This is a genomic window from Streptomyces sp. CAU 1734 (assembly GCF_039888735.1).
GTDB lineage: Bacteria > Actinomycetota > Actinomycetes > Streptomycetales > Streptomycetaceae > Streptomyces.
Window position 1 is genome coordinate 62,897 of sequence record NZ_JBDQQP010000010.1, and the last position, 25,203, is coordinate 88,099.

The following is a 25,203-nucleotide window of genomic DNA, read 5'->3' on the forward strand; positions in this document are numbered from 1 at the left end:
CAGAGCAGAGACCACGCCGGTGGGCGACGGGATGCGCACCCGTCAGGGTGACCGGGCCACGTGCCGGGGCCGGAGGGAACGGATCCGGGCGTATCGCCCGGGTCCCCCGCTCCGGCGGGCCCGTGCCGCCCGGTGCCGCCGTACCCTGGAGAGATGAGTACCGCCCCCGCCCCCGGCCCGCGAGACGCGAGGCGACCTCGCCAGGACCCCCCGAAGCCGAGGATCGACTTCGACGATCCGCTGGACCGGCAGTCCGCGGACGACACGGACCGGGGCTGGGGTGAGCGGCCCGCCGCGGGCGGCGACGGAGCCGCGGATCTCGCGCGCTTCCTCGAGGAGAAGCCGCCGCACCACATCTGAGCCCGGGCGGCCCCGCCCCGAGGAGTCCCCGCGTGCGCCGCTACAGCGCGCCGGGACCCGAGGGAGAGCCCCCACCGGGTGTGCCGGACGCCCCGGACCCACCGCGCGACTGCGCCACGAGGGTGTCGCGGATCTCCTTCAGCACCTCCAGCTCGGAGAGCTCGACGACCTCCTTCGTGCCTTCCTTCGCCGCGTCCCTGGCCGCCTTGCGGGCCAGGTACTTGGCCATGGGCAGCACCATCAGGAAGTAGACGACCGCCGCGGTGATGATGAAGCTGAGGGTGGCCCCGAGGACCGATCCCCAGAGGATCTTGATGCCGTCGACCTCGCCGTTCACCACCTTGCAGGTGCCCTTGATGCAGGAGCTGTAGGCATCCAGGTCCTTGGTGCCGAACGCGCCGACCAGGGGGTTGATGACGCCCTTCACCACAGAGTTGACGATCTGGGTGAATGCAGCGCCGATGACGACGGCCACAGCCAGGTCGATCACATTGCCGCGCAGCAGGAAGGCTTTGAAGCCCTCCAGCAAGCTGACCTTCTTCTCGGTCACCACGGAGCCTTTCCTCATGAATACGGGGGACGGAACAAAACCCCCCGCAACCTACGGCAATGCGTGGCCGCGCTGTCCACTCCGTACCCGCGAAGAGGTGACGGGAAGGTACGTCAGTACGACTCCGCGGGCGAACCGCCGCCGGTGAGCGGGCCGGCCGCCGAATGGACGCGCCGCTCAGCACAGGGTCACCGCCATGGCCGATGTGGCCCCGGCGGCGGCCAGCGCGCCGGCGACGGCGCGCGGCACGGAGAGCACCACCAGCGCCCCGGAGGTCTCGCTCACCCTCCGGACCTCGGCCACCCGCAGGCTCCTCGCCACCACCCGCGCGTCGGGCGGGTCGGGTTCCCCCGCCCGGAATCCCGGGGTGGCGATCACATCCACCCGGTCATCGGGCCGGAGCAGCCGGACCGTGCGCGCGTCCGCGACATGCACCCCGGCGGCGATCAGTTCGGCGGGCGGACGCTGCCCGCCCCTCGCCGGGCCGGCCCGCTCGGGGACATCCGGGCCGCCCGAGCGCCGGGGGTCGTCCCCGGTGCTCCGCCCGCCCGGCTCCCGGGCGCCCGAGGCCGCCAGGGCCGTCGCCGCGGTCAGCGCCAGCCCGGCGGCCAGTGCCCGGTGCCTTCGCCGCACCGCCCGCCGCAGCCGGTGGGCGCCGCGCCGTACGCGTACCGGCGCGAAGGGCGGGACCCCCAGCGGCTCGGGCACCGCGGAGCCCGCGAGCCCCTGGTGCGGGGCCGGATCCGCCCCTGGCCGGTGCCCCCCGGAGCAGGCCCCGGAGGGCACGGAGGGCAAAGGAGACGCGGAGGAAGGGGGAGAGGAGGAGAGAGGGGAGGACATGGGGAACACCGCCTGGCGTGGAGAAGCGATCGCGGCCCCGGTCGGCCGCTCGCTTCTCACCATCCCTCTTCCGTCCCGATCCCGCCGGAGCCTGTGGACAGCGCCGGGGTTGTGGACAACTCCCTCACCCGGAAGGGGTCGTTCCCCCCTCCCCCAGCCCGCCCCGCCCCCCGCCCCGCCCCGCCGCGACCGACTGGGTCAGGGACGGGGACGGGGACGGGACGGGATGGGACAAAAACAGGGCGACGGATCAGGGCAGTTCGATGCCCAGATTCCAGCCGTCATGGGCCCGTACGCACAGGCAGTCGCGTTCCGCCGTCGCCGGGAGCGCCGCCACCGCGTCGAAGAGAACCTCGCGCAGCCGGCCCACGTTCTCCCCGAAGACCCGCATCACCTCGGTGTGCGAGACCCCGTCGCCCGTCTCCGCGCCCGCGTCCAGATCGGTGACCAGGGACAGCGAGGTGTAACAGAGGGCGAGTTCGCGGGCGAGGACCGCCTCCGGGTGCCCGGTCATCCCGACCACCGACCAGCCCGCGCCGGAGTGCCAGCGCGACTCCGCCCGGGTGGAGAACCGGGGGCCTTCTATGACCACCATCGTTCCGCCGTCCACGGCTTCCCAGTCCCGCCCCCGGGCGGCCTTCAGCGCCACGGAACGCCCGGCCGGACAGTAGGGGTCGGCGAAGGTCGTGTGCACCACCCGGGGCACCGCCCCGTCCGCCCGCTCCACCCCGTCGAAGTACGTCTGCTCCCGCGCCTTGGTGCGGTCCACCAGCTGATCGGGCACGAGGAGAGTGCCGGGGCCGTACTCCGGACGCAGTCCGCCCACCGCGCACGGGCCGAGCACCTGGCGCACTCCCACCGAGCGCAGTGCCCACAGATTGGCCCGGTAGTTGATGCGGTGCGGCGGGATGTGGTGACCGCGTCCGTGCCGGGGGAGGAACGCGACCTTCCGGCCCGCCACCTCACCGAGGAAAAGGGAGTCGCTGGGGCTGCCGTAAGGGGTTTCGACCGGGACCTCGGTCACGTCCTCAAGAAAGGAGTAGAAGCCGGAGCCGCCGATCACGCCGATCTCTGCGTTCGCATTCGCCATGACCGGAACACTATCGAGGCCCGGGACCGGCCCGGAAGTGCGCGCCGGACGCCCGGCCAGGGCTCGCCGAACACCTGCCGAGTGCCCGCCGGACGCGCCATGGGGGCGCACCGAGTGTCCATGGAGCGGGATACGCCGAAGGCCCCGCCGTGCTGCGTGGCGGGGCCCTGGACGAAAAGAACCGAGCGGGAAATCCGGGCGGAGAGCAGGAGCCCGGAAGAGCGGGCTCAGGCGGCCGAGCTGCCCGATCCCGACGAGGAAGCCGAGGCCGACGATGTCGACGCGGACGACGACGAAGCGGACGGCGACGAAGAAGACGCCGACGAATCCGAGGTCTTCGAGTCGGACGACTTCGACGACGAGGAGGTGCTCGCCGGCGTGCTGCTCGACGAGGAACCCCTGCTGTCATTGCGGTAGAAGCCGGAGCCCTTGAAGACAATGCCGACCGCCGAGAACACCTTCTTCAGGCGTCCGTCGCAATTGGGGCATACGGTCAGGGCGTCATCGGTGAACTTCTGCACCGCCTCAAGGCCCTCGCCGCATTCGGTGCACTGATACTGGTAGGTCGGCACTTTGTCTTCCTCCTGGCACTCTCACTCAATGAGTGCTAACGACGGTCCATAGTGACGTATTCCGCTGCATCAGTCCACCGTCACCCGCGAGCGGTGACCCATCCCACTCGTTCCCCGGGCCGTGATCCGGCCCGGTACGGCCGGTGCGAGCCGGTTTCGCAGGGCCAGCAGAGTGGCCAGCGCCAGTACGGTTCCGGCCAGCGGCACCACGAATCCGGCGCTCGCGCCCCGGGCGTCGGCCAGCTGTCCGGCGACGGTGACCGCGGTCGCCTGGCCGAAGGCCACCGCACCCGTCAGCCAGGTGAACGCCTCGGTGCGGGCGGAGGCCGGCACCAGTGACTCGACCAGGGTGTAGCCGCCGATCAGGGCCGGGGCGATGCAGAGACCGACCAGGAGCCCGAGTACCGCGAGCAGGACGACGGAGTCCGCCGCCCACAGCGCGGAGGCGGCCAGCGTCAGGCCGGCGTATCCGATGATCACCCGCTGCTTGGGGCCGCTCTTCCAGGCGATGGCACCGCAGGCGATACCCGCCAGCATGTTGCCGGCCGCGAAGATCCCGTACAGCAGTCCGTTGGCGCCCGGGTTGCCGATCTCCTCGCTGAACGCGGTCAGCGAGACCTGCATGCCGCCGAAGACCGAGCCGATCCCGAGGAACGCGACGATCAGGACCCGCACCCCGGGGATGGAGAGCGCCGATATCTGTTTCACCGCCGCGCCGCCGCCCGAGCGGCGCACCGCGGGCTGGGTGCGCTTCTGCGCGGCGAAGAGCAGTCCGCCGGCCAGAGTGAGCGCCGCCTCCGCGATCAGTCCGGCGGCCGGGTGGACGCCGGTGCAGAGCGCGGTCGCGAGCACCGGTCCGACGACGAAGGTGAACTCGTCCGTCACCGACTCGAACGCCGCGGCGGTCGGCATCAGCGGCGATCCGTCGAGCTTCGCCGCCCAGCGGGCCCGCACCATGGGGCCGACCTGGGGCACCGAGGCACCCGTCGGCACCGCGGCGGCGAAGAGCGCCCAGAGAGGGGCGTCCGCCAGGGCGAGCGCGGTCAGCGCGGACACGGAGGCCGTGTGCACCAGTACGCCCGGCAGCAGTACGGCGCGCTGGCCGAGACGGTCCGCGAGCTTGCCGCTCTGCGGCGCGAAGACCGCCATCGAGACACCGGTGACCGCGGCGACCGCGCCCGCGGTGCCGTAGGAGCCGGTGGTGTGCTGGACGAGCAGGACGATGCTGATCGTCAGCATCGCGAAGGGCTGCCGTGCGGCGAAGCCCGGAATGAGGAAGGTCCAGACGCCGGGGGTACGGAGCAGCTGTCCGTAGCCGGGGCGTGTGCCTTCGGTGACCGTGGCTGCCACGGTCACTGCCTTTCTGCCGCCTGGTGGCATCTCCCGAGGTGGTACGGGAGTGGCCGAGAGCTGTCCACTCGCGCAGAACTGCGGTAGATACCGGGCCCCACTGCGAGGACGTCTCGGCCGCCATACGGTCGCGCCAGCCCTGCGTCAGGCAGAGGTGGTCGATCAAGGTACTGGTTCATGGTACAGGCAGTACGGGGAGGGCACCGGGCGCCGGTCGAGCCCCTGTCGAGCCGCTGCCCGGCCCTTCCGGACCGCGCCTCCGCTCCCGCCCGGCGGAGGGGCCCCAGCCCTTCGAGACCGCGCCTCCGCCCCCGCCCGCCGGAGGGATCCCCCGGCGGGCACTCACCTCGTCCGTACGCGGAGTGCTACCCCGTCCCGAGCCATCCGGCCAGCTTGCCGCCCTGCCCCACCGCGCGCAGCCGTTTCTCCGCCGCGTCCCGCACCGGGTCGGTCGCCACCACCAGCAGCTCGTCCCCGCGCCGCAGCACCGTGGACGGCGACGGCACGAAGCTCCGCTCGTCCCGTACCACCAGCGTGACCGCCGCCCCGGGCGGAAGGCGGAGTTCCGCGACCTCCACCCCGTGCATCTTCGACTCCTCCGGAATCGACACCGACAGCAGATGCCCGCGCAGCTGCTCCAGCGGTGCCGACTCGACACCCAGGTCGGAGGGGGCGCCGGGGCCCAGCCGCAGCGCCTTCGCCAGCCAGGGCAGGGTGGGGCCCTGCACCAGGGTGTAGACGACGACCAGGACGAAGACGATGTTGAAGATCCGGGTGCTGCCCTCGACATCCGCCACCATCGGGATGGTGGCCAGAATGATCGGTACGGCACCGCGCAGCCCGGCCCAGGAGAGCAGGATCTGCTCCCGGCGCGGGATGCGGAACGGCAGCAGGCTGAGGAAGACCGAGAGCGGCCGGGCCACCATCGTCAGCACCAGGCCCACGATCACCGCCGGCCAGAAGTCGTCCACCAGCTCGTGCGGGGTCACCAGCAGTCCGAGCAGGACGAACATCCCGATCTGGGCGAGCCAGCCGAGCCCCTCGGCGAAGCCGCGGGTGGCGGGCGCGTGCGGAAGCTTGGAATTCCCGAGGACCATCGCCGCGAGGTAGACGGCGAGGAAGCCGCTGCCGTGGGCGATGGCGCCGGCCGCGTACGCCACCACCGCGATCGCCATCACGGCGATCGGGTAGAGCCCGGACGCGGGCAGTGCCACATGCCGCAGCCCGAAGGCGCCGAGCCAGCCCGCCGCGAGCCCGATGGCCGCGCCGATGGTGAGCTCCAGGGCGATGGTGCCGACGAGTACGTACCAGTCGTCGACCGGGCCGGCGGTGCAGAAGGCGACGACCAGGATGACGACGGGGGCGTCGTTGAATCCCGATTCGGCCTCCAGTACGCCGGTCACCCGGGACGGCAGCGGCACTCTGCGCAGGACGGAGAAGACGGCGGCGGCGTCGGTCGAGGAGACCACCGCGCCGATGATGAGTGCCTGCCGCCACTCCAGGCCGACGAGATAGTGGGCCGCGGCGGCGGTGACGCCGACGCTGAGCGCGACCCCTGCGGTGGAGAGCGCGACGGCCGCCGGCAGGGCGGGTCTCACCTCCTGCCATTTGGTGCCCAGGCCGCCCTCGGCGAGGATCACGACCAGTGCGGCATAGCCGATGACCTGCGTCAGCTCGGCATTGTCGAACTCGACGTTGAAGATGCCGTCCTGCCCTATGGCGATGCCGATCCCCAGATAGAGCAGCAGACTGGGCAGCCCGCTGCGCGATGAGAGGCGCACCGCGACGACGGCGATGAGCAGCACGAGTGAGCAGATGAGCAGGACTTCATTGAGCCGGTGGACAGTCAGTGGCCGATCCTTCCCCTCGCGCCTCTACGTGCCGGATCGCGGATCCGGGCGGCGACACTTCGTTACCTTACCTAATCTTTAACGTTTCCTTGACGCTGATGGTCTGGTGAGAGCCCGCGGGGCGGGCCGCCGGACGCGCTCCCCAACTCTTCCCCGAAACAGCCGGGATCCGGCCAAGCGACGCTCGTGCCTCCCCGCCGATCCGCCGGTATGTCCGGCACATCCCTTTTCCGTGGTCCGTGCTCGCGCACCGCAGGGGGCGCCGCCGGCCACGGCCCGCGCGACAGCGGAGGCTCCCCCTCCGGTCCGCTATCGGATACCGCGTCAGGGGTTACCCGGCGCTGCGCCTATGGTTGCTACAGCACTCCTGGACCAGCCTGCGCCTCGAAGGACAGCGATGCCCTCCAACACAACCGCCTCTTCCCGCAAGAAGAAGAAGGGGCGACGCGCCCGCTTGTTCGTGCTCGTCCTGGTGCTGGCTCTGCTGGGCGGCATCGGATACGGCGGCTACTGGGGCGTGAGCACCGTGCGCGCCTCCTTCCCGCAGACGACCGGCACGATAGAGATCGACGGTCTGCGCGGAGAGGTCGAGGTCAAGCGCGACGACTACGGCATTCCGCAGATCTACGCCGACACCGACGAGGACCTCTTCCGGGCCCAGGGCTTCGTCCAGGCGCAGGACCGCTTCTGGGAGATGGACGTACGCCGGCACATGACGGCGGGACGGCTCTCGGAGATGTTCGGCGCGGAACAGGTCGACACCGACGCCTTCCTGCGCACCCTCGACTGGCGCGGGGTCGCCCAGCGCGAGTACGACGACGTCCTGACGGCGGAGACCAAGAAGAACCTCCAGGCGTACGCGGACGGCGTCAACGCCTACCTGGCCGGCAAGGACGGCGAGGAGCTCTCCGTCGAGTACGCGGCGCTCTCCTTCGTCAACGACTACGAGCCCGAGCCGTGGACACCGGTCGACTCGGTGGCCTGGCTCAAGGCGATGGCGTGGGATCTGCGCGGCAACATGGAGGACGAGATCGACCGCTCCCTGCTGACGAGCAGGCTGAGCCCGGAGCAGATCGAGGACCTCTACCCGGAGTACCCGGGCGGCGTCCGGCCCGTCATGGACAAGGGCGGGATCGATCCCGTCACCGGGAGCTTCGACCCGGACGCCGAACCCTCCGGCGACGCGGGCGACAACAACGGCAACACCGGCGGCGACGGCAACAGCAGCGGTAACAGCGACAGCGGCGGCGACGGCACCACCGGCGGCGCGGCCGGAGTCCCCGGGATCGACGGCACCGACCCCGGCGGCACCCCCGCGGACGCGGCCGACGCCGAGGCCGCCATGGAGGGCCTGAACACCCAGCTCTCCTCCCTCTCCGAGACCCTGGACACCATCCCCGCCCTGCTCGGCCCGAACGGCAACGGCATCGGATCCAACTCCTGGGTCGTCTCCGGCAAGTACACGACCACCGGCAAGCCGCTGCTCGCCAATGACCCGCACCTCGCGCCCCAGCTGCCCTCGCTCTGGTACCAGATGGGCCTGCACTGCCGGAAGGTGTCGAAGGACTGCCAGTACGACACGGCGGGCTTCACCTTCGCCGGCACCCCCGGTGTGATCATCGGCCACAACCAGGACATCGCCTGGGGCTTCACCAACCTCGGCGCCGATGTGACCGACCTCTACCTGGAGAAGCTCAGCGGCGACAGCTACCAGGTCCGCGACGAGCAGCGGAAGCTGAAGACCCGCAAGGAGGTCATCAAGGTTGCGGGCGGCAAGCCCAAGACGATCACCGTCCGGGAGACCGAGCACGGACCGCTGGTCTCCGACCGCAGTACCGAGCTGGAGAAGGTCGGCCGGCACGCCCCGGTCTCCAACTCCGCCCCGGACCGGGCCGCCGGCTACGGCGTCGCGCTCCAGTGGACCGCGCTGAAGCCCGGCAGAACCATGGACGCCGTCTTCAAGCTCAACCGCGCCAATGACTTCACGTCCTTCCGCGAGGCGGCCAGGGACTTCGAGGTCCCATCGCAGAACATGATCTACGCGGACGCCGAGAACATCGGTTACCAGGCGCCCGGCAGCATCCCGCGCCGCGCCAAGGGCAACGGCGACATCCCCGCACCCGGCTGGGACCCCGCCTACAAGTGGGGGGACCCCATCCCCTTCAACGAGATGCCGTACGAGAAGAACCCCGCGCGCGGCTACATCGTCACCGCCAACCAGGCCGTGATCGACGCCGACAAGTACCCGTACCTGATCACCGAGGACTACGGCTACGGCGCCCGGAGCGAGCGGATCAACACCCTGATCGCGGACAAGATCAAGGGCGGGGGGAAGATCTCCACCGAGGACATGCGGACGATGCAGATGGACAACGCGAGCGCGATCGGGACCCTTCTGACGCCGCTGCTGCTGAAGATCGACATCGACGACCCGGACGTCCGCGAGGCGCAGAAGCTGCTGGAGAGCTGGACCTACACCCAGGAGCCGGACTCGGCCGCCGCCGCGTACTTCAACGCCGTCTGGCGCAACATCCTGAAGCTCGCCTTCGGCAACAAACTGCCCAAGGAGCTGCGGGTCGAGGGCCAGTGCCTGAGCGTGCGCCCGGTGAACAGCACCGGCCCGGTGGACGAACTGGTCGAGCCCGTCATCGAGTGCGGCCAGCGCGACGCCCAGTCGGCGCAGCCGGACGGCGGCGACCGCTGGTTCGAGGTGGTCCGCAAGATCGTCGAGGATGAGGACAACGCCTGGTGGCGCTCCCCGAGGAACCGCAACGACCAGGCCACCGACACCCGTGACGAGCTGTTCGAGCGGGCCATGAAGGACGCCCGCTGGGAGCTCACGGCCGAGCTCGGCAAGGACATCTCCAGCTGGAGCTGGGGCCGGCTGCACCAGCTGAACCTCACCAACCAGACCCTCGGCAAGGAGGGCCCCGGCCCGCTGCGCTACCTGCTGAACCGCGGCCCGTGGAACCTCGGCGGCGGCGAGGCCGCGGTCAACGCCACCGGCTGGAACGCCGCCGCCGGATATGACGTCGTCTGGGTGCCCTCGATGCGGATGGTGGTCAACGTCGGCGAGTGGGACAAGTCCAACTGGATCAACCTCACCGGGGCGTCCGGACACGCCTACAGCGCTCACTACACCGATCAGACGGACAAGTGGGCCAACGGCGAACTGCTCGACTGGTCCTTCACCGAGAAGGCGGTGGAGACCAACACGGTCGACACCCTCACACTGAAGCCGGCGGGCTGAAGCGCCGGACCCCTTCGGGAGTGATGACGGCATGCACGGGGTGGTCGTGCGGTTCCGCGGGAACCCGCTCGACCACCTCGTGCGTGTAGAGCAGCACCACCAGGGCCGGCCGCTCACCCGCCCCGCCCCGCTCGCCCCTTTCCCCCGGTGCGTCCCGCCCGATCCGTTCCAGTACACGGTCGTACGAGCCGCCCCCGCGCCCCAGCCGCATCCCGCGGCCGTCCACCGCCAGCCCCGGAAGGAGTACGGCATCGGCCTCCAGCACGCCGTCCGTCCCCAGCCGGGGCCCGGCCGGCTCCAGCAGCCCGCGCCCGGCGCGCGCCAGCCGCTCCGCGCCCTCGTACACGCCCCAGTCCAGGTCGTTGTCGGGCAGCAGGACCGGCAGCAGGACGCGTACGCCCCGCTCGCGCAGCGCGTCGAGCAGCGCGCGCGTGCCCGGTTCGCGCCCCACCGAGACATAGGCGGCGACGGTCGCCGCCTCCGACAGCTCGGGCAGACCCAGCGCCTGTCGCGCGAACGCCCCGGCCGCTTCGCGCACCTCCTCTCCGGAGAGTGCGCGACGGGCATCGAGCAGCCGCTCGCGAATCGCCCTCTTGGCCTCTTTACCGGACAGATCGTCTGCCATAACCCGCTCACAAACCCTTTCGTTTGATGACCAACAGGCAGAAGTTATTTCGAACCTCGCCTTCTGCCTATAGTCAGGCGCTGTTGGCCGGATATTGTGCTGAACATGACTCGGTCGAACACCAGGATCACCAAGGCGGTCATTCCGGCCGCAGGCCTCGGCACGCGCTTTCTGCCCGCCACGAAAGCCACTCCCAAAGAGATGCTCCCGGTGGTCGACAAGCCGGCGATTCAGTACGTCGTCGAGGAGGCGGTGGCCGCCGGCCTCTCCGATGTGCTGATGGTCACCGGCCGCAACAAGCGCCCCCTCGAAGACCACTTCGACCGGAACTACGAACTGGAGGAGGCGCTCGTCCGCAAGGGCGACGAGGAGCGCCTCAAGAAGGTTCAGGAGTCCAGCGACCTGGCCACCATGCACTATGTGCGCCAGGGCGACCCGCGCGGCCTCGGGCACGCCGTGCTGTGCGCCGCCCCGCACGTCGGCGACCAGCCCTTCGCCGTCCTCCTCGGCGACGACCTGATCGACCCCCGCGACCCCCTGCTCTCCCGCATGGTCCAGGTCCAGGAGGAGCGCGGCGGCAGCGTCATCGCCCTCATGGAGGTCGAGCCCGAGCAGATCCACCTCTACGGCTGCGCGGGCGTGGCGGCCACCGGCGAGTCCGATGTGGTCCGGGTGACCGAACTGGTCGAGAAGCCCGAAGCCGCCGACGCGCCCAGCAATCTCGCCATCATCGGCCGCTATGTGCTGGACCCCGCCGTCTTCGCGATACTCCGCGAGACCCGGCCGGGCCGCGGCAATGAGATCCAGCTCACCGACGCACTGGAGAAACTGGCCGCGGACGAGACGGTCGGCGGCCCGGTGCACGGCGTCGTCTTCAAGGGCCGCCGGTACGACACCGGCGACCGCGGCGACTACCTGCGGGCCATTGTCAGACTCGCGTGCGAACGTGAGGACCTGGGACCCGAGTTCCGGAGCTGGCTGCGCCACTATGTGACCGAGGAGATGTGACACCGTGAGTGAGAGCAGCGCGATCTGGTCGGTGGACGACCACCTGGCGGACATCCTCGCGGCCGTCCGCCCGCTCGAACCGATCGAGCTGCACCTCATGGACGCCCAGGGCTGTGTCCTCGTGGAGGACATCACCGTCCCCGTCGCCCTGCCGCCCTTCGACAACAGCTCCATGGACGGGTACGCGGTCCGGGTCGCCGACATCCAGGGGGCGAGCGAGGAGTTCCCGGCCGTGCTCACGGTGGTCGGCGATGTGGCGGCGGGCGGCGGCGCCCTGCCGGCCGTCGGTCCCGGCGAGACCGCGCGGATCATGACCGGGGCGCCGCTGCCGCCCGGTGCCGAGGCGGTCGTCCCGGTCGAGTGGACCGACGGCGGCTCCGGCGGGGGAGCGGCCACCGGCATGCGCCCGGCCGGGCAGTCCCCCGAGGGCGCGAGCGGCGAGGTCCGGGTGCACCGCGCGGCCGAGGCGGGCGCGTTCATCCGCGCGCGCGGCAGCGATGTGCGCGCCGGCGATCTGGCGCTGGCCCGCGGCACCGTCCTCGGGCCGCCGCAGATCGGGCTGCTCGCCGCGATCGGCCGCGCCACCGTCCGGGTCCGCCCCCGCCCCCGGGTGGTCGTCCTCTCCACCGGCAGTGAGCTGGTGCAGCCCGGCGAATCCCTCGCCGAGGGACAGATCTACGACTCCAACAGCTATGCCCTGGCCGCCGCCGCCCGGGACGCGGGCGCCCTCGCCTACCGGGTCGGCGCGGTCACCGACGACGCCGACACCCTGCGCGGCACCATCGAGGACCAGCTGATCCGCGCCGATCTGCTGGTCACCACCGGCGGGGTCAGTGTCGGCGCGTACGACGTCGTCAAGGAGGCGCTCACCCCGGTCGGCGACGAGGAGGTACTGGGCGGCGGCGTCGACTTCCGCACCCTCGCCATGCAGCCGGGCAAGCCGCAGGGCTTCGGCACCATCGGCCCCGACCACACCCCGCTGCTCGCCCTGCCCGGCAATCCGGTCTCCTCCTATGTCTCCTTCGAGCTCTTCGTCCGCCCGGCGATCCGCACCCTGATGGGGGTGGAGGACGTCCGACGCCCCACCGTCCGGGCGGTGCTGAAGTCCGACGGGGCGCTCCGCTCGCCCGCCGGCCGCCGCCAGTTCCTGCGCGGGACCCACGACCGGGCGGCGGGCACCGTCACCCCCGTGGGCGGCGCCGGCTCCCATCTCGTCGCGGCCCTCGCCCACGCCGACTCCCTGATCGTCGTACCGGAGGGGGAGACCTCGCTGGAGCCGGGCGACGAGGTCGATGTGGTCCTCCTCGGCTGACCGGGAAGGCTGGGAGTACCGTGTCTGCCCACACAACCGGGAGCGGCGACAGCGATATGAGCAATGACGGCGGACTGACGCACATCGACGGGACGGGGGCGGCCCGGATGGTCGACGTCTCGGGGAAGGACGTCACCGCGCGCACCGCCCGCGCCGGGGGCCGGGTCCTGGTCTCACCGCGGGTGGTGGCGCTGCTGAGAGGCGAGGGCGTGCCCAAGGGGGACGCGCTCGCGACCGCCCGCATCGCGGGAATCATGGGCGCCAAGCGCACCCCCGAGCTGATCCCGCTCTGTCATCCGCTGGCGGTGACCGGGGTGAAGGTGGAGCTGTCGGTCGCCGACGACGCGGTGGAGATCACCGCCACGGTGCGGACCGCGGACCGCACCGGTGTGGAGATGGAGGCGCTGACGGCGGTCTCGGTCGCCGCGCTGACGGTCGTGGACATGGTGAAGGCGGTCGACAAGGCGGCGGTGATCACCGACGTGCGGGTGGAGGAGAAGACGGGCGGCAAGTCCGGCGACTGGAGCCGGTCATGACCTCCCCGGCACCCGCCCCCGCACCCCTGCGCGCGCTGGTGGTCACCGCCTCCAACCGGGCGGCGGCCGGGGTGTACGAGGACCGCGGCGGCCCGCTGCTGGCGGCCGGTCTGAGCGCACTCGGCTTCTCGGTCGACGGGCCCCGGGTCGTCCCGGACGGTGATCCGGTCGAGCGGGAGCTGCGGGCGGGGGTGGCGGCGGCGTACGACGTCATCCTCACCACCGGCGGCACCGGTCTCTCGCCGACCGACCGCACCCCCGAGGCGACCCGTGCGGTGCTCGACCGGGAGATCCCCGGCATCCCCGAGGCGATCCGCGCGCAGGGCCTGGCCAAGGTGCCGACCGCCGCGCTCTCCCGGGGCCTGGCGGGTCTCGCCGGCCGCACCCTGATCGTCAATCTGCCCGGCTCCACCGGCGGGGTGCGGGACGGTCTCGCCGTGCTGGACCGGCTGCTGCTCCACGCGGTCGACCAGATCCGCGGCGGCGACCATCCCGGTCCCGCCGCAGGCTCGCCGTCCGGGCCCGCCGGTTCACTGTCCGGGCCGGACGCCGGTTCACTGTCCGGGCCCGCCGGTTCACCGTCCCCGGGGAGCCCGAGCTGAACGCGCCCTGGCCGGTGGTTCTGACGGACGGCGACATCGTCCTGCGCCCGATAAAGCTGCGTGACCAGCGTGTCTGGCGGGAGGTCAACCGGCGCAACCGCGAATGGCTGCGCCCCTGGGAGGCCACCATCCCGCCCCCGGTCCCCGGCGCTCCGGCCGCCCACCGGCCCACCTACCGGCAGATGGTCCGCCATCTGCGGGCCGAGGCCAACGCCGGCCGGATGCTGCCCTTCGTGATCGAGTACCGGGGCCGTCTGGTGGGCCAGCTGACGGTGGCGGGCATCACCTGGGGCTCGATGTGCTCCGGCCATGTCGGCTACTGGCTGGACCGGGAGGTCGCCGGCCGGGGAGTGATGCCGACCGCCGTCGCGCTCGCGGTCGACCACTGCTTCCGCACGGTCGGACTGCACCGGATGGAGGTCTGCATCCGCCCGGAGAACACCCCCAGCCGCCGGGTCGTGGAGAAGCTCGGTTTCCGCGAGGAGGGGATGCGCCCCCGCTATCTCCATATCGACGGCGCGTGGCGGGACCATCTCGTCTTCGCCCTGACCGCCGACGAAGTGCCCGGGGGGCTGCTCCTCCGCTGGCACCGGTCACAGCCCCGAACCCCCCGAGAAATCAAATAAATGTTCGAATCAAATCCATTCCGACTGTCATCTGATCCGATCAGTCGCAAAAAAGTCCGTGATATCAGCTGGATCGCGCGACACACCGGCCCAATTGGCGGATGGCGTTGTGCGAATCCCTCTACGGTGTCACCGTGAGCAGCAGCGGCCTCATCTACGCAGTCATCGTCGGGGCCTGGGCCGCCTACCTGGTGCCGATGTGGCTCCGCAGGCAGGACGAGTTGAACGAGGCTCGTCCGACGGAACGCTTCTCCACCGCCATCCGGCTGCTGTCCGGACGCGGGGCGATGGAGCGCCGGTACGCCAAGGAGCAGCGGGAACGCGCCGCGGAGGGGTCCGGTTCCGACGTCGACCCGGATGCCGTCACGGACCGTTTGAGTTCCGTGGACGTCCGGGCCTTCGCCGCGCCCAGAACCGATGTGCGCCAGGCCCCGCCGGCCGAAGGCCGGCGCGACCGGAGCACACCGGCGGCCGAACCGGCACCGGCCGGGCAGCGCCGGAGGCCACGCCCCAGCCGGGCGGCTGCCGAACGCGCCCGCCGGAGCAAGGTGCTGGCCCGCCGGAGGCGCACCACCACGATCCTCTTCCTGGCGTTCACCGTCGGAGCGGTCGTGGCGGCCGTCGGCGGTCTGGGCTTCCTGTGGGCGCCCGCGCTCCCCGCCGTCCTCCTGAGTGTGTACATCGTGCATCTGCGCACCCAGGAACGCCGCCGCTTCGAGGTGGTCATGGACCGCCGCAGCGCCGAGGCCGCCGCCCAGCGGCTGCGCGAGAACCGCACCCGCCGCCAGCCCTCCGCCGCCCCGGCGGACCCGGACGAGGAGCCCGCGCCCCGCCCCGAGCCGGAACCGGCCAAGGTCTCCCCCCAGGAGGCCGGCCGCCGCGCCCTGGTCGAGCAGACGGACCACGCCGAATGGGTCGACCAGCAGCGCGACCGGGGCCCGTCCTCGGGCGACAGCTGGGACCCGGTACCGGTGCCGCTCCCCACCTATGTCACCGCGCCCGTCGCCCCGCGTGCCACGAGCGGCGTCGACATGAACGACCCGGAGACCTGGAGCGCGGCCCGCTCCTCCCCCTCCGGCCCCACCCCGCCGCCCGCCGCCGCGGAGCCGGAACCCGCCCCGAACCGCCGCGCCCGAGGCCACGGCCGCACCCCGCTGTTCGACCAGTACGCCGACGACGACCGCCCCCGCGCCGCCAACGAGTGACCGGCCCGGGGCTCCGTCCCCGGCCCCGGCGAGCACTCCGCGACCCCCGCCGGGTGCCCTCGTGACCAGCGAAGGAACGGATTTCCAAGCACCCCGATCGGGATGCTAGAGTTTCACTCGTTGCAAGGGCCTGTGGCGCAGTCTGGTAGCGCACCTCGTTCGCATCGAGGGGGTCTGGGGTTCAAATCCCCACAGGTCCACCGCAATGACTGTTCGTGAGTTCGCTCCCGAATGGTTCACGAAATCCCGTCCGATCGTTCAGATCGGGCGGGATTTCGTCTTTTCCGGGAGTGCCGGTTTTCGGGTGGGCGGATGGACCGGGCCCGGCCCGGCGGTGGTTCCGGGGAGAGGGGAGAGGGGAGAGGGCGGACATGTGCACCTGGTATCCGTATGAGATCGAGGATGGCGAACGCTCCGGCATCGTTCTCTGGGCCGGCTGTGCGGAACCCCGCGGGCCCGGCGACCGGGTGTGCGCGGCGGCGGACGGTCGGACCATTCCGGTCTTCCCCGACACCGGAAGTGCCGGGCGATGGCTGGAATCCGCGCTGGGCGCCCCGCTGGAGGTCTTGTCGGAGGAGGACGACCACCCCCTTGATCTGGAGGAGATCACGGAGTGGCTCGACGGCCGGGGCGACGAGCCCGGCGACGGCGACCTCGTCGACGGCTGGAACTTCATCGACGACCTGGTCCGCGGCCTCGGGCGGACGGCGGAGCTGCCGGCCGGCGAGGCCGTGGACGACACCTACCTCCTTCTCTTCGACGAGGGCACCGAGGCGTTCGGCGGGGACGACCACGACAGGATGCGCCGGACCCTCCGCACGGGCACGGCGATGTGGCGCGAGGCCGCGGTCCCGTGGACGGAGCCCGGCGGCGGGGCCCCCGTCAGCCGCACTGCCAGGTGAAGACGGCCCGGTCGAAGCGCAGCTCCGCCAGGTCCCGCGGGCGTATCAGCCAGTACAGGGCGCCGCAGTCACCCCACATCATGTCCGCGCCGTCCTCGCTGTCGAACTGCGCCAGCAGCACCCAGCCCTCCGCCTCCTCGGCGACTCTCCGCCCGTCGGTGTGAGCGCCCCGGGGAGCCACCCCGGCCGCGCGGCCGGCCGCCTCCAGGACCGCCTCCGCGATCTCCAGCTCCACGGGGTTCCGCACCGGGTGGGCGTGGCCGCCGATCTGGTGCCCCGCCGTCTCCCCGTCGAAATCCCACAGCGCGTCGAGGAACTTCTCGGAGCACACCGGATGGTCGTACCGGTCGGCCGGCCGGGCGGCGGGCGCGAAGGCGCGCTGGATCCCGGGGTGCCACGGGTCGGCCGCCGTCAGCTCCACCCGTCCGGCCAGCAGGACCACCGGATACGGCGGGAGCCCGGCGGGCGCCTCGCGTGCCGAGGCCGCCGCGCCGGCCGGTATGTGGAGCACCCGCGAGCCGGGCCGGCTCTCCGGGAGCTCGGCGAGGACGAGGGCCTCGCCGTCGTCCAGCCGGCCGTCGAAGTAGAAGAAGAGCAGCGTGCCGCCGGCCGGCAGCGGTATGTCCAGCGCGCCCGGGGGCACGGCCGCGCAGTCGAGCGAGGCCACGAAGGAGAGCGGGCCGTGCCCCTCCCACACCGGCCACTCCACATCGGCCGGCAGCTCCGGCAGCCCGCCGAGCCGGCCGGCCGGCGGACCGGGAGCGTCGTCCCCGGCCGGCTCCAGACGGAATGCGGGGCGCAGCAGCCCGAGCCAGCGCTCCGCGTCGGCGGCGGTCAGATGCTGGTGGGCGAAGTCGTGCAGCGCCTCGCGGGATCCGTGCGTCATACCCCGATCATGCCCGTCACCACCGACAATCCGTCGGCCGTCGGCCGGGTGCGGGTGCGGGTGCGGGTGCCGGGCGGCCGGCCGGGTCCGCGTACCCACCGCCTCGGTACGGCACCGGGGGACACCCCGGGCCGGCCCGGTCCCGGCTCCGGCCGTGAGGGCGCCCGGGCCCGCTCCCCGCCGGTGACTCCGCCAGGGGCCGGGCCGGCCCGGGGCCGCGAGCGCCGAGGCGCACCCGGAGCACCCCGGCCGCGCCCGCCCCCGAACCTCCCGCCCTCAGGCCGGCCGGGGCGTGAAGGTCACCGGGAGGTGGCGCAGGCCGCGCACGTTCGGGTTGCGGCGGCGGCGCAGTTCGTTCTCGGGGACCGCGAGGGCGATGTCCGGGAGGGCGGAGAGCAGCCCGCGGAAGGCGATGTCGGCCTCCAGCCGGGCCAGCGGGGCGCCGAGGCAGAAGTGGACGCCGTGGCCGAAGCCCAGATGGCGGGCGCGGGTGCGGCCGAAGTCCAGGACATCGGGGTCCTGGTGGATCTCCGGATCGCGGCCGGCCGCGCCGCCGGCGATGAAGACCGCGTCGCCCGGGGCGACCACCGCGTCCCCCAGCCGGATCTCCTCCGTGGCGAACCGGAGCCCGGCGATCACCACGGGGGAGTCCAGCCGGAGGAACTCTTCCACCGCCACCGGCGTCAGCGAGGGGTCGGCGCGCAGCCGCTCCAGCTTCTCCGGGTCGCGCAGCAGGGCCAGCATGCCGTTGCCGATGAGGTTGGTGGTGGTCTCGTGGCCGGCGAGCAGCAGCAGAAAGGCCATCGCGCGCAGTTCGGTGTCGCTGAGCCGGTCGTCGTCCCGGTCGCGGGCGGCGATGAGTTCGGAGAGCAGGTCCGGGGCGGCGTCCGGGCCGCCGGTACGGGTGTTCTCGGCCCGTTTGCGGGCGATCAGTCCGTCGAGATGGTCACGGACCGACCCGAGGGCCTCGAACATGACGGCCGGATCCTCGGGCGCGGAGATGGCCACGAGGGATTGGGACCGGAAGTAGTGGCGCTCCTCGCTCGGCACCCCCAGCAGCTCCATGATCACCAGCAGCGGCAGCTCGGCCGCGTAGTCGTCGATCAGATCGGCGTGGCCCCGGGCCGGCAGGGGAGCGAGGAGCCCGTCGGAGATCTGCTGGATTCTGGGCCGTAACGCCTCGGTGCGGCGCGCGGTGAACGCCGTGCTCACCAGGCGGCGCAGCCGGGTGTGGTCGGGCGGGTCGGTGCGGAGCATGCTGCGGGCGAAACCGGCGGACTGGGTGGCGAACGCCCAGGGCGCGAGTTCCCGGAGCCGGGGTGCCGCCGCGGCCGGGTCGCTGCTGAGCCGGGGGTCGGAGAAGAGCTCGCGGGCGGTGGTGTGACCGGCGGCCACCCATCCGGGCATGCCCATCAGCACCGCCGGCGCCAGTGGGCCGGCCTTCCGCGCCGCGGCGTACTCCGGGTAGGGGTCCTGGGTGGTGTCCGGCCCGGCCGTGGACAGGACGAAGGGTTCGGTGGCCACGCTCTGTGCTCCTTTCGGCGGCTGCCCGGGGGCACGGCCGGCGGATGCGCGAGGTTCGGCGGCGGACGGCGGACGGCCGGGTTCAGCCGTCGTGCGGCGGCCCTCCGGCCCTGGCGGGTGGGGCGGGTGTCGCAGGGGTGCCGCGGGTGCGGGTACGAGAAGGTGTACCCGCACCCGCAGGTGCCGCGCTGGTACGGGACTGGTCCCGCCCCCGGGCCGCTCGTCGCGCGCCGGATCCGCTCAGTGCAGCGGCTTGGTGAAGCAGCGGCTGTTCTCGTACTCCCGGTAATGGCCGAATTTGGTCTCCGCGGGTGTGTAGCCGCAGGAGAGATAGAGCGCGATGGCCTCCGGCTGCTGATCGCCGGTCTCCAGCACCATCCGGATCCGTCCGGCCGCGCGGGCGTCCTCCTCCAGGGCCGCGAGTATCCGGCGGGCCAGGCCCAGCCCGCGCGCCTGCGGCACCACGTACATCCGCTTCAGCTCGGCGTCGCCGTCGGCGTACCCCTCGGCGTTCTTCTCCAGGGAGCGCCAGCCGCCGGTGGCGACGGGGTGGCCCTCGCCGTCGTACGCGATGAGATATCGGCCACTCGGCGGGTCGAACATCGAGGCGGTCAGCGGGGTCCCGTCGCCCTCGCCGTCTCCGTACCGCTCGACGTATTCGAGCTGCACCTGGTCACTGAGCTTGACGGCGTCCGGGTGGTCGAACGCGGTGGTACGTACATCCATATGGGCGATCGTACGTCTCTGCGAAATGCGGGCCTTCGTGCCGGTCCTGGGTATCGTGCCGGAATGCTCACCGTGACATCCGTGAATGTGAATGGTCTCCGCGCCGCCGCCAGGAAGGGCTTCGTGGAGTGGCTGGCCGGGACCGACGCCGATGTGGTCTGCCTCCAGGAGGTACGGGCCGAGCCGGAGCAGCTTCCCGAGGCGGTGCGGCGGCCCGAGGGCTGGCACACGGCCCACGCGCCCGCCGGTGCCAAGGGGCGCGCGGGTGTCTCGCTCTACACCCGGCGCGAGCCCGACGAGGTCCGGACCGGCTTCGGGTCGGCGGAGTTCGACGGCAGCGGGCGGTACATCGAGGCCGATCTGCCCGGTGTGACCGTCGCCAGCCTCTATCTGCCCTCCGGCGAGGTGGGGACCGAGCGGCAGGACGAGAAGATGCGCTTCCTGGCCGAGTTCCTGCCCTATCTGCGCGAGCTGAAGGCCCGCTCGGCCGCCGCCGGGCGGGAGGCCGTGATCTGCGGCGACTGGAACATCGCCCACCGCGAGGCGGACCTGAGGAACTGGCGCGGCAACCGGAAGAGCTCCGGCTTCCTCCCCGAGGAGCGGGAGTGGCTCACGGAGGTCTTCACCGAGTACAAGGACGTCGTGCGCGAGCTCCACCCCGACCAGGAGGGGCCGTACAGCTGGTGGTCCTACCGGGGCCGGGCCTTCGACAATGACACCGGGTGGCGGATCGACTACCAGGTCGCGACGGCCGGCCTCGCCGGGCGGGCGGTCAAGGCGTATGTCGAGCGCGCGGAGACGCATGCGGAGCGGTGGAGCGATCACGCACCGGTGACCGCGGTCTACGAGCAGCGGTAGGGAAGCGTCCCGGGGCGTCCCCGGCGGCCGGCCTCCCGGCCGGGTGTGCCGGGGCGTTCTCGCGGGCCGGGTGTGCCGGGATGTTCTCGCGGGCCGCGGATGTCTCCGGGCCGCCCGCCGCCGTACGTTTCGGGCCCCGCCTCCCGGGCCGCGCCCGCGCCTTGTGTGCCTGGCCCGTCCTCCGGACCGCCCGGGACCGGTCTCCCGGGCCGTACGCGGCCCCGGACCCGCCCTCCCCGAACCGTCAGGCCGGCCCGGGGCCGCCGTCGGGCTCGGCGCGCAGGCGGCGGTCCAGCGCCATCGACAGCTCCGCCTCCACCACGCTCCTCGCCAGCGGGCGGAGCCGGTCCGCGGCCCCCTCCGGGGCGTGGGTGCGCAGGATCTCCACGAAGAGATCGGCCAGCGCGTCGGCGTGGCCCCGGATGCGCCGTCCCGCGTCCAGCACCGACGACAGGGGTATCCCCAGCCGCACCAGCGCGGCCGACACCTCCAGCAGCCGGCGGCTGACATGCACGATCTCGTCGCCGTCCGTCGCCAGATAGCCGAGGTCCAGCGCCGTCGCCAGATTCTCCGGGGTGGCCTCGCCCGCGAAGCGGTCGGCCAGCTCCTGCGGGGTGAGCCGAACGGGTGTCTCCTCGGTCGGTTCGCCGAGGCCGAGCACCTCGCCGACATCCCGGCCGCTCTCGAACGCCTTCGCCAGATCGGCGATGCCGGTCAGGGTGTGCCCGCGCTCCAGCAGGGCGGAGATGGTGCGCAGCCGGGCCAGGTGATGATCGTCGTACCAGGCTATCCGCCCCTGCCGGCGCGGCGGCGGGAGCAGTCCGCGCTCCCGGTAGAAGCGCAGCGTGCGCACTGTGATGCCGGCCTTTCGGGCCAGTTCCTCCATGCGGTACTCGTGTCCCTCTGCCACGTGCGAAGCCTATGTTGTACCGCGGGTAACTTGACCGTCCGGCCCCTACCGCCCGGTGCGCGCGCTGCTCTAATCTCCCCACTGTGCCAGTGATCGCTGGCGCGGTTGTGGCGTTCAGTGGGAGGCGGCATGAGCCGGCGGAAGCAGGAGCACCAGCAGCACGGGGATCAACCACATGTGCGCGTGGCGGTCATCGGATCCGGGTTCGGCGGCATCGGCGCCGCCGTCCGGCTCCGCCGCGAGGGCATCACCGACTTCGTCGTACTGGAGCGCGCCGACTCCGTGGGCGGCACCTGGCGGGACAACAGCTATCCCGGGTGCGCCTGCGACGTGCCGTCCCATCTGTACTCCTTCTCCTTCGCCCCCAACCCCGACTGGCCGCGCACCTTCTCCGGGCAGGAGCACATCCGCGCCTATCTGGAGCGGGTCACCGATGTCTTCGGGCTCCGCCCGCATCTGCGGCTCGGCCACGAGGTGCTGCTGATGACCTGGGACAGCGGCGAGCTCCGCTGGACCGTCGAGACCAGCCGGGGCACCTTCACCGCCGATGTGGTCGTCTCCGCCGCCGGCCCGCTCTCCGATCCGAGGATTCCGGAGATCCCCGGTCTCGACGGCTTCCCCGGCAAGGTCTTCCACTCCGCCCGCTGGGACCACGGCTGCGATCTGCGCGGCAAGCGGGTCGCGATGGTCGGCACCGGCGCCTCCGCCGTCCAGATCGTGCCCGCGATACAGCCGGACGCCCGCCGGCTCACCCTCTTCCAGCGCACCCCGCCCTGGGTGATGCCCCGGATGGACCGGGAGATCACCGGCGCCGAGCGCTGGCTCCACCGCCGGCTGCCCTTCACCGGCTCGGTTCGGCGCGGGGTGCTCTGGGGCATCCGCGAGCTCCAGGTCTCCGCCTTCACCAAACAACCCGCCCGGCTCGGGCCCGTCCAGGCCCTGGCGCTGGCCAACCTCAACCGGAGCATCGCCGATCCGGCGCTGCGGGCGAAGCTGACGCCCTCGTACCGCATCGGCTGCAAACGGATCCTGCTGTCGAGCGAGTACTACCCGGCCGTCGCCCGGCCCAATGTGGATGTGGTGGCCTCCGGCCTCGCCGAGGTGCGCGGTTCCACCCTGATCGCCGCCGACGGCACGGAGGCGGAGGCCGATGTGATCGTCTTCGGCACCGGGTTCCGGGTGACGGATCTGCCGATCGCGGACCGGGTGGTCGGCGCGGACGGTGTCACCCTCGCGGATGCGTGGCAGGACGGCATGCGCTCGCTGCGCGGCGCGACCGCCGCCGGGTTCCCCAACTGGATGACGATCATCGGCCCCAACACCGGGCTCGGGAACTCCTCCATGGTTCTGATGATCGAATCCCAGCTGAACTATCTGGCCGACTATCTGCGGCAGTTGACGATTCTCGGCGGACGCACCGCGCTCGTCCCCCGCCCGGCCGCCGTGACCGCCTGGAACCGGCTCGTCCAGGAACGGATGAAACGGACCGTGTGGAACACTGGCTGCAAGAGCTGGTATCTGGACGCCGGCGGACGCAACACCACCCTCTGGCCCGGGACCACGGGCGAATTCCGGCGGCACACCCGCGAAGTCGATCTGGCCGAGTACGAGGTCGTCCGCCTGCCGGTACGGGAGGTCGTCGGATGAGCAGGGTCCCGCTGGACGGACAGGTCGCGGTCGTCACCGGCGCGGCCCGCGGAGTGGGTGAGCTGCTCGCCCGCAAGCTCTCCGCGCGCGGGGCCAGGGTCGCCCTCGTCGGGCTGGAGCCCGAGGAGCTGAAGCGGGTCTCCGCGCGGCTGCACACCGAGAGTGACTGGTGGCATGCCGATGTCACCGATCACGCGGTGATGACCCGGGTCGCCGCCGAGGTGAAGGAACGCTTCGGGAAGACCGACATCGTCGTCGCCAACGCGGGGGTGGCCGCCGGGGGCCCGTTTCTCGACTCCGACCCGGCCGCCTGGCGGCGGGTGATCGAGGTCAATCTCATCGGCAGCGCCATCACCGGCCGGGCCTTTCTGCCGGTGCTGATGGAGAGCCGGGGGTACTTCCTCCAGATCGCGTCGCTCGCCGCGATGACCGCCGCGCCGATGATGAGCGCGTACTGCGCCTCCAAGTCGGGTGCCGAGGCGTTCGCGCACAGCCTGCGCGCGGAGGTCGGCCACCGGGGGGTGCGGGTGGGGGTCGCCTATCTCTCCTGGACCGACACGGACATGGTGCGCGGCGCCGACCGCGACGAGGTGATGCGGGAGCTGCGGCGCCGGCTGCCGTGGCCCGCCAACCGCACCTATCCGCTCGGTCCGGCGGTGGAGCGGCTGGCCGACGGGATCGAGCGCCGCTCGCACCATGTGTACGCACAGGGGTGGCTGCGCGGGATGCAGTCGGTACGGGGATATCTGCCCGCGCTCCTCGGGCCGCTGGTCCAGCGGGAGCTGCGGCGCCTCCCGGAGCGGACGGGCGCCGTCTCCACGGGGCTGGTGGGCGCGGGCGGCGCCGCCGACGAGGCGCGGCGGGCCTGATCCGGCCGCCGCCCGGACCGGTGGCCCGGTCCGGCCGCCAGGGCCGGCGGGGCCGCGATCACCCGGCGTGGCTCCCGGACCGGACCAGCGCGCGGCGATCACCCGGCGTAACTGATCGATATGCGCGCGGTGTCCGGGCGTGTGACGCTGGTCGGGGCTCGGCATCCGGGCCCCGACCTTCCTCTTTCCCCTTCCAGGAGTGGATTCCCATGGGCCTCAGGGAGCAGTTCCAGGACAAGGCGCGGCGGCTGGAGGAGCGCGCCGCCGAGGAGCGGGCGAGGGCCCGCCGGGACCGTGACGGCGCGGGGGAGCGCCGCCCCGCCCGCGCCCCGGACCCGGGCGCCCGCGAACGGCTGCGGGACGACGCGTACGAGCGGCGGCGCGGAGTGTACGAGCGGCCGGACACCCCGGCCCGCCGCCCGCCGTCCCCCGACCCGGCCGGCTGACCCCCGGCCCGCACCACCCGCACCAGCACCGGACCCGGCCTCCCGCCGGGTCCGGTGCTCGTTCCGGCTACGCCCCCGGGACGTCCGCCCGGCCCCCGGTGTCCAGCAGGATCCAGTTGTCCGGGGGCAGTCCGGCGGGCGCCGGCGGCGGTACGGGACGGAGCTCCTCCGTCCATCCCGGGCCGGCCGCCTCCTCGGCGATCCGCCGCCAGAAGCGCGCCGCCCCGGTGTTCGCGGTCTGGAAGGCGATGGCCCACGGCCCGGGGCGGGTCCGCAGCAGCTCCAGGGCGGCCCGGCGCCCCACACCGCGTCCGCGCAGCGCGCGGACCACGAAGAAGGCCGACACACATCCGGCCCCGTCCTCCAGCGTCCGGGTCAGCGCGAAGCCGGCCGGCACCGGACCACTGGCGATCAGCAGCGCCCGGCGGTCCGGCTCGGTGAAGAACGACGGCAGGACACTGAAGGCGAATGTCCCGTCCTCGCGCGGCAGATGGCCGAGGAACTCCGACATGTCGTGCCGGTAGAGCTGCGCCAGTTGTTCGACGACACGGCGGGTGCCGTCGTCATCGACCGGGCACAGGGTTGGTCCGGGAGGCTCGGCGGGCGTGGTCATGCGCCGATTCTGCCCCGCGTCCCCACCCGGCCGCGCCCGCATTCGG

General features: G+C 72.4%; 25 protein-coding genes and 1 tRNA gene. 14 read left to right on the forward strand and 12 right to left on the reverse strand.

From position 1 onward, the window contains the following. Positions 1-153: 153 nt before the first annotated feature. Positions 154-360: a hypothetical protein gene (locus AAFN69_RS20160; RefSeq protein ID WP_347729984.1), complete on the forward strand. Its 207-nt coding sequence runs from the start codon at positions 154-156 to the stop codon at positions 358-360. 40 nt (positions 361-400) lie between these two features. On the opposite strand, the gene AAFN69_RS20165 is transcribed toward AAFN69_RS20160, so the two are convergent. The 6 genes from AAFN69_RS20165 to AAFN69_RS20190 form a co-directional block, all read right to left on the reverse strand. Then, a complete protein-coding gene (locus tag AAFN69_RS20165; protein WP_347730252.1) occupies positions 401-910 on the reverse strand; it encodes an MscL family protein in 510 nt (169 codons plus the stop codon). 177 nt (positions 911-1,087) lie between these two features. Continuing rightward, a complete protein-coding gene (locus AAFN69_RS20170) occupies positions 1,088-1,618 on the reverse strand; it encodes a hypothetical protein (protein ID WP_347729985.1) in 531 nt (176 codons plus the stop codon). Between the two features lie 382 nt (positions 1,619-2,000). Beyond that, the gene (locus AAFN69_RS20175) at positions 2,001-2,840 is read right to left on the reverse strand and encodes an S-methyl-5'-thioadenosine phosphorylase (RefSeq protein ID WP_347729986.1); all 840 of its coding nucleotides are present in this window, start codon (positions 2,838-2,840) and stop codon (positions 2,001-2,003) included. Between the two features lie 227 nt (positions 2,841-3,067). Further along, entirely contained in the window at positions 3,068-3,412 is a 345-nt protein-coding gene (locus AAFN69_RS20180) for an FmdB family zinc ribbon protein (protein WP_347729987.1), read from the reverse strand. A 69-nt stretch (positions 3,413-3,481) separates the two neighbouring features. Next, positions 3,482-4,762, reverse strand: coding sequence for an MFS transporter (locus AAFN69_RS20185; protein WP_347729988.1), 1,281 nt, complete (start codon positions 4,760-4,762; stop codon positions 3,482-3,484). Positions 4,763-5,127: 365 nt separating this feature from the next. Beyond that, complete coding sequence (locus AAFN69_RS20190; protein WP_347730253.1) at positions 5,128-6,612, reverse strand: potassium/proton antiporter; 1,485 nt, start codon at positions 6,610-6,612, stop codon at positions 5,128-5,130. 397 nt (positions 6,613-7,009) lie between these two features. On the opposite strand from AAFN69_RS20190, the gene AAFN69_RS20195 reads away from it, so the two are divergent. Then, on the forward strand, positions 7,010-9,862 hold the full coding sequence (locus AAFN69_RS20195) for a penicillin acylase family protein (RefSeq protein ID WP_347729989.1): 2,853 nt from the start codon (positions 7,010-7,012) through the stop codon (positions 9,860-9,862). Here AAFN69_RS20195 and AAFN69_RS20200 read toward each other — a convergent pair. Next, positions 9,840-10,487, reverse strand: a complete 648-nt coding sequence (locus AAFN69_RS20200; RefSeq protein ID WP_347729990.1) for a 5-formyltetrahydrofolate cyclo-ligase — start codon at positions 10,485-10,487, stop codon at positions 9,840-9,842. The two genes, AAFN69_RS20195 and AAFN69_RS20200, sit on opposite strands and share 23 nt — an antisense overlap. A gap of 105 nt (positions 10,488-10,592) precedes the next feature. Between AAFN69_RS20200 and galU the strand changes: the two genes are divergently transcribed. The 8 genes from galU to AAFN69_RS20240 all read left to right on the forward strand — a co-directional run bounded on the left by galU (position 10,593) and on the right by AAFN69_RS20240 (position 16,678). Further along, entirely contained in the window at positions 10,593-11,495 is a 903-nt protein-coding gene (galU, locus tag AAFN69_RS20205; RefSeq protein WP_347729992.1) for a UTP--glucose-1-phosphate uridylyltransferase GalU, read from the forward strand. A gap of 4 nt (positions 11,496-11,499) precedes the next feature. Next, a complete protein-coding gene (glp, locus tag AAFN69_RS20210) occupies positions 11,500-12,807 on the forward strand; it encodes a gephyrin-like molybdotransferase Glp (protein WP_347729993.1) in 1,308 nt (435 codons plus the stop codon). 56 nt (positions 12,808-12,863) lie between these two features. Then, positions 12,864-13,343 (forward strand): cyclic pyranopterin monophosphate synthase MoaC, encoded by a 480-nt coding sequence (gene moaC, locus AAFN69_RS20215; protein WP_347730254.1) that lies wholly within the window; start codon positions 12,864-12,866, stop codon positions 13,341-13,343. Then, positions 13,340-13,945: a MogA/MoaB family molybdenum cofactor biosynthesis protein gene (locus AAFN69_RS20220; protein WP_347729994.1), complete on the forward strand. Its 606-nt coding sequence runs from the start codon at positions 13,340-13,342 to the stop codon at positions 13,943-13,945. The genes moaC and AAFN69_RS20220 overlap by 4 nt, the downstream gene beginning before the upstream one ends. A 14-nt stretch (positions 13,946-13,959) precedes the next feature. After that, positions 13,960-14,571, forward strand: a complete 612-nt coding sequence (locus AAFN69_RS20225) for a GNAT family protein (protein WP_347729995.1) — start codon at positions 13,960-13,962, stop codon at positions 14,569-14,571. 134 nt (positions 14,572-14,705) lie between these two features. Next, positions 14,706-15,776 carry a gephyrin-like molybdotransferase receptor GlpR gene (gene glpR / locus AAFN69_RS20230; protein ID WP_347729996.1) on the forward strand — a complete coding sequence of 357 codons (1,071 nt, stop codon included), beginning with the start codon at positions 14,706-14,708 and terminating at the stop codon, positions 15,774-15,776. 126 nt (positions 15,777-15,902) lie between these two features. Continuing rightward, positions 15,903-15,976, forward strand: a tRNA-Ala gene (locus AAFN69_RS20235). A 171-nt stretch (positions 15,977-16,147) separates the two neighbouring features. Next, positions 16,148-16,678 (forward strand): hypothetical protein, encoded by a 531-nt coding sequence (locus tag AAFN69_RS20240; RefSeq protein WP_347729997.1) that lies wholly within the window; start codon positions 16,148-16,150, stop codon positions 16,676-16,678. On the opposite strand, the gene AAFN69_RS20245 is transcribed toward AAFN69_RS20240, so the two are convergent. The 3 genes from AAFN69_RS20245 to AAFN69_RS20255 form a co-directional block, all read right to left on the reverse strand. Continuing rightward, positions 16,659-17,564, reverse strand: a complete 906-nt coding sequence (locus AAFN69_RS20245; RefSeq protein WP_347729998.1) for a YwqG family protein — start codon at positions 17,562-17,564, stop codon at positions 16,659-16,661. The genes AAFN69_RS20240 and AAFN69_RS20245 overlap by 20 nt on opposite strands. Positions 17,565-17,840: 276 nt before the next feature. Next, entirely contained in the window at positions 17,841-19,088 is a 1,248-nt protein-coding gene (locus AAFN69_RS20250) for a cytochrome P450 (protein WP_347729999.1), read from the reverse strand. Between the two features lie 240 nt (positions 19,089-19,328). Further along, a complete protein-coding gene (locus tag AAFN69_RS20255; RefSeq protein WP_347730000.1) occupies positions 19,329-19,814 on the reverse strand; it encodes a GNAT family N-acetyltransferase in 486 nt (161 codons plus the stop codon). Between the two features lie 63 nt (positions 19,815-19,877). Here AAFN69_RS20255 and AAFN69_RS20260 point away from each other — a divergent pair, with 63 nt between their 5' ends. Further along, complete coding sequence (locus tag AAFN69_RS20260) at positions 19,878-20,672, forward strand: exodeoxyribonuclease III (protein WP_347730001.1); 795 nt, start codon at positions 19,878-19,880, stop codon at positions 20,670-20,672. A gap of 244 nt (positions 20,673-20,916) precedes the next feature. Here AAFN69_RS20260 and AAFN69_RS20265 read toward each other — a convergent pair whose 3' ends face one another. Beyond that, positions 20,917-21,558, reverse strand: a complete 642-nt coding sequence (locus AAFN69_RS20265; RefSeq protein WP_347730255.1) for a MerR family transcriptional regulator — start codon at positions 21,556-21,558, stop codon at positions 20,917-20,919. A gap of 153 nt (positions 21,559-21,711) precedes the next feature. Here AAFN69_RS20265 and AAFN69_RS20270 point away from each other — a divergent pair, with 153 nt between their 5' ends. From AAFN69_RS20270 to AAFN69_RS20280, 3 genes are all read left to right on the forward strand, one after another. Continuing rightward, the gene (locus AAFN69_RS20270; RefSeq protein ID WP_347730002.1) at positions 21,712-23,229 is read left to right on the forward strand and encodes an NAD(P)/FAD-dependent oxidoreductase; all 1,518 of its coding nucleotides are present in this window, start codon (positions 21,712-21,714) and stop codon (positions 23,227-23,229) included. After that, positions 23,226-24,098 (forward strand): SDR family oxidoreductase, encoded by an 873-nt coding sequence (locus tag AAFN69_RS20275; protein WP_347730003.1) that lies wholly within the window; start codon positions 23,226-23,228, stop codon positions 24,096-24,098. The genes AAFN69_RS20270 and AAFN69_RS20275 overlap by 4 nt, the downstream gene beginning before the upstream one ends. A 209-nt stretch (positions 24,099-24,307) precedes the next feature. Continuing rightward, entirely contained in the window at positions 24,308-24,544 is a 237-nt protein-coding gene (locus AAFN69_RS20280) for a hypothetical protein (protein WP_347730004.1), read from the forward strand. Positions 24,545-24,611: 67 nt separating this feature from the next. On the opposite strand, the gene AAFN69_RS20285 is transcribed toward AAFN69_RS20280, so the two are convergent. Then, positions 24,612-25,157 (reverse strand): GNAT family N-acetyltransferase, encoded by a 546-nt coding sequence (locus AAFN69_RS20285; protein ID WP_347730005.1) that lies wholly within the window; start codon positions 25,155-25,157, stop codon positions 24,612-24,614. Positions 25,158-25,203: the final 46 nt, after the last annotated feature.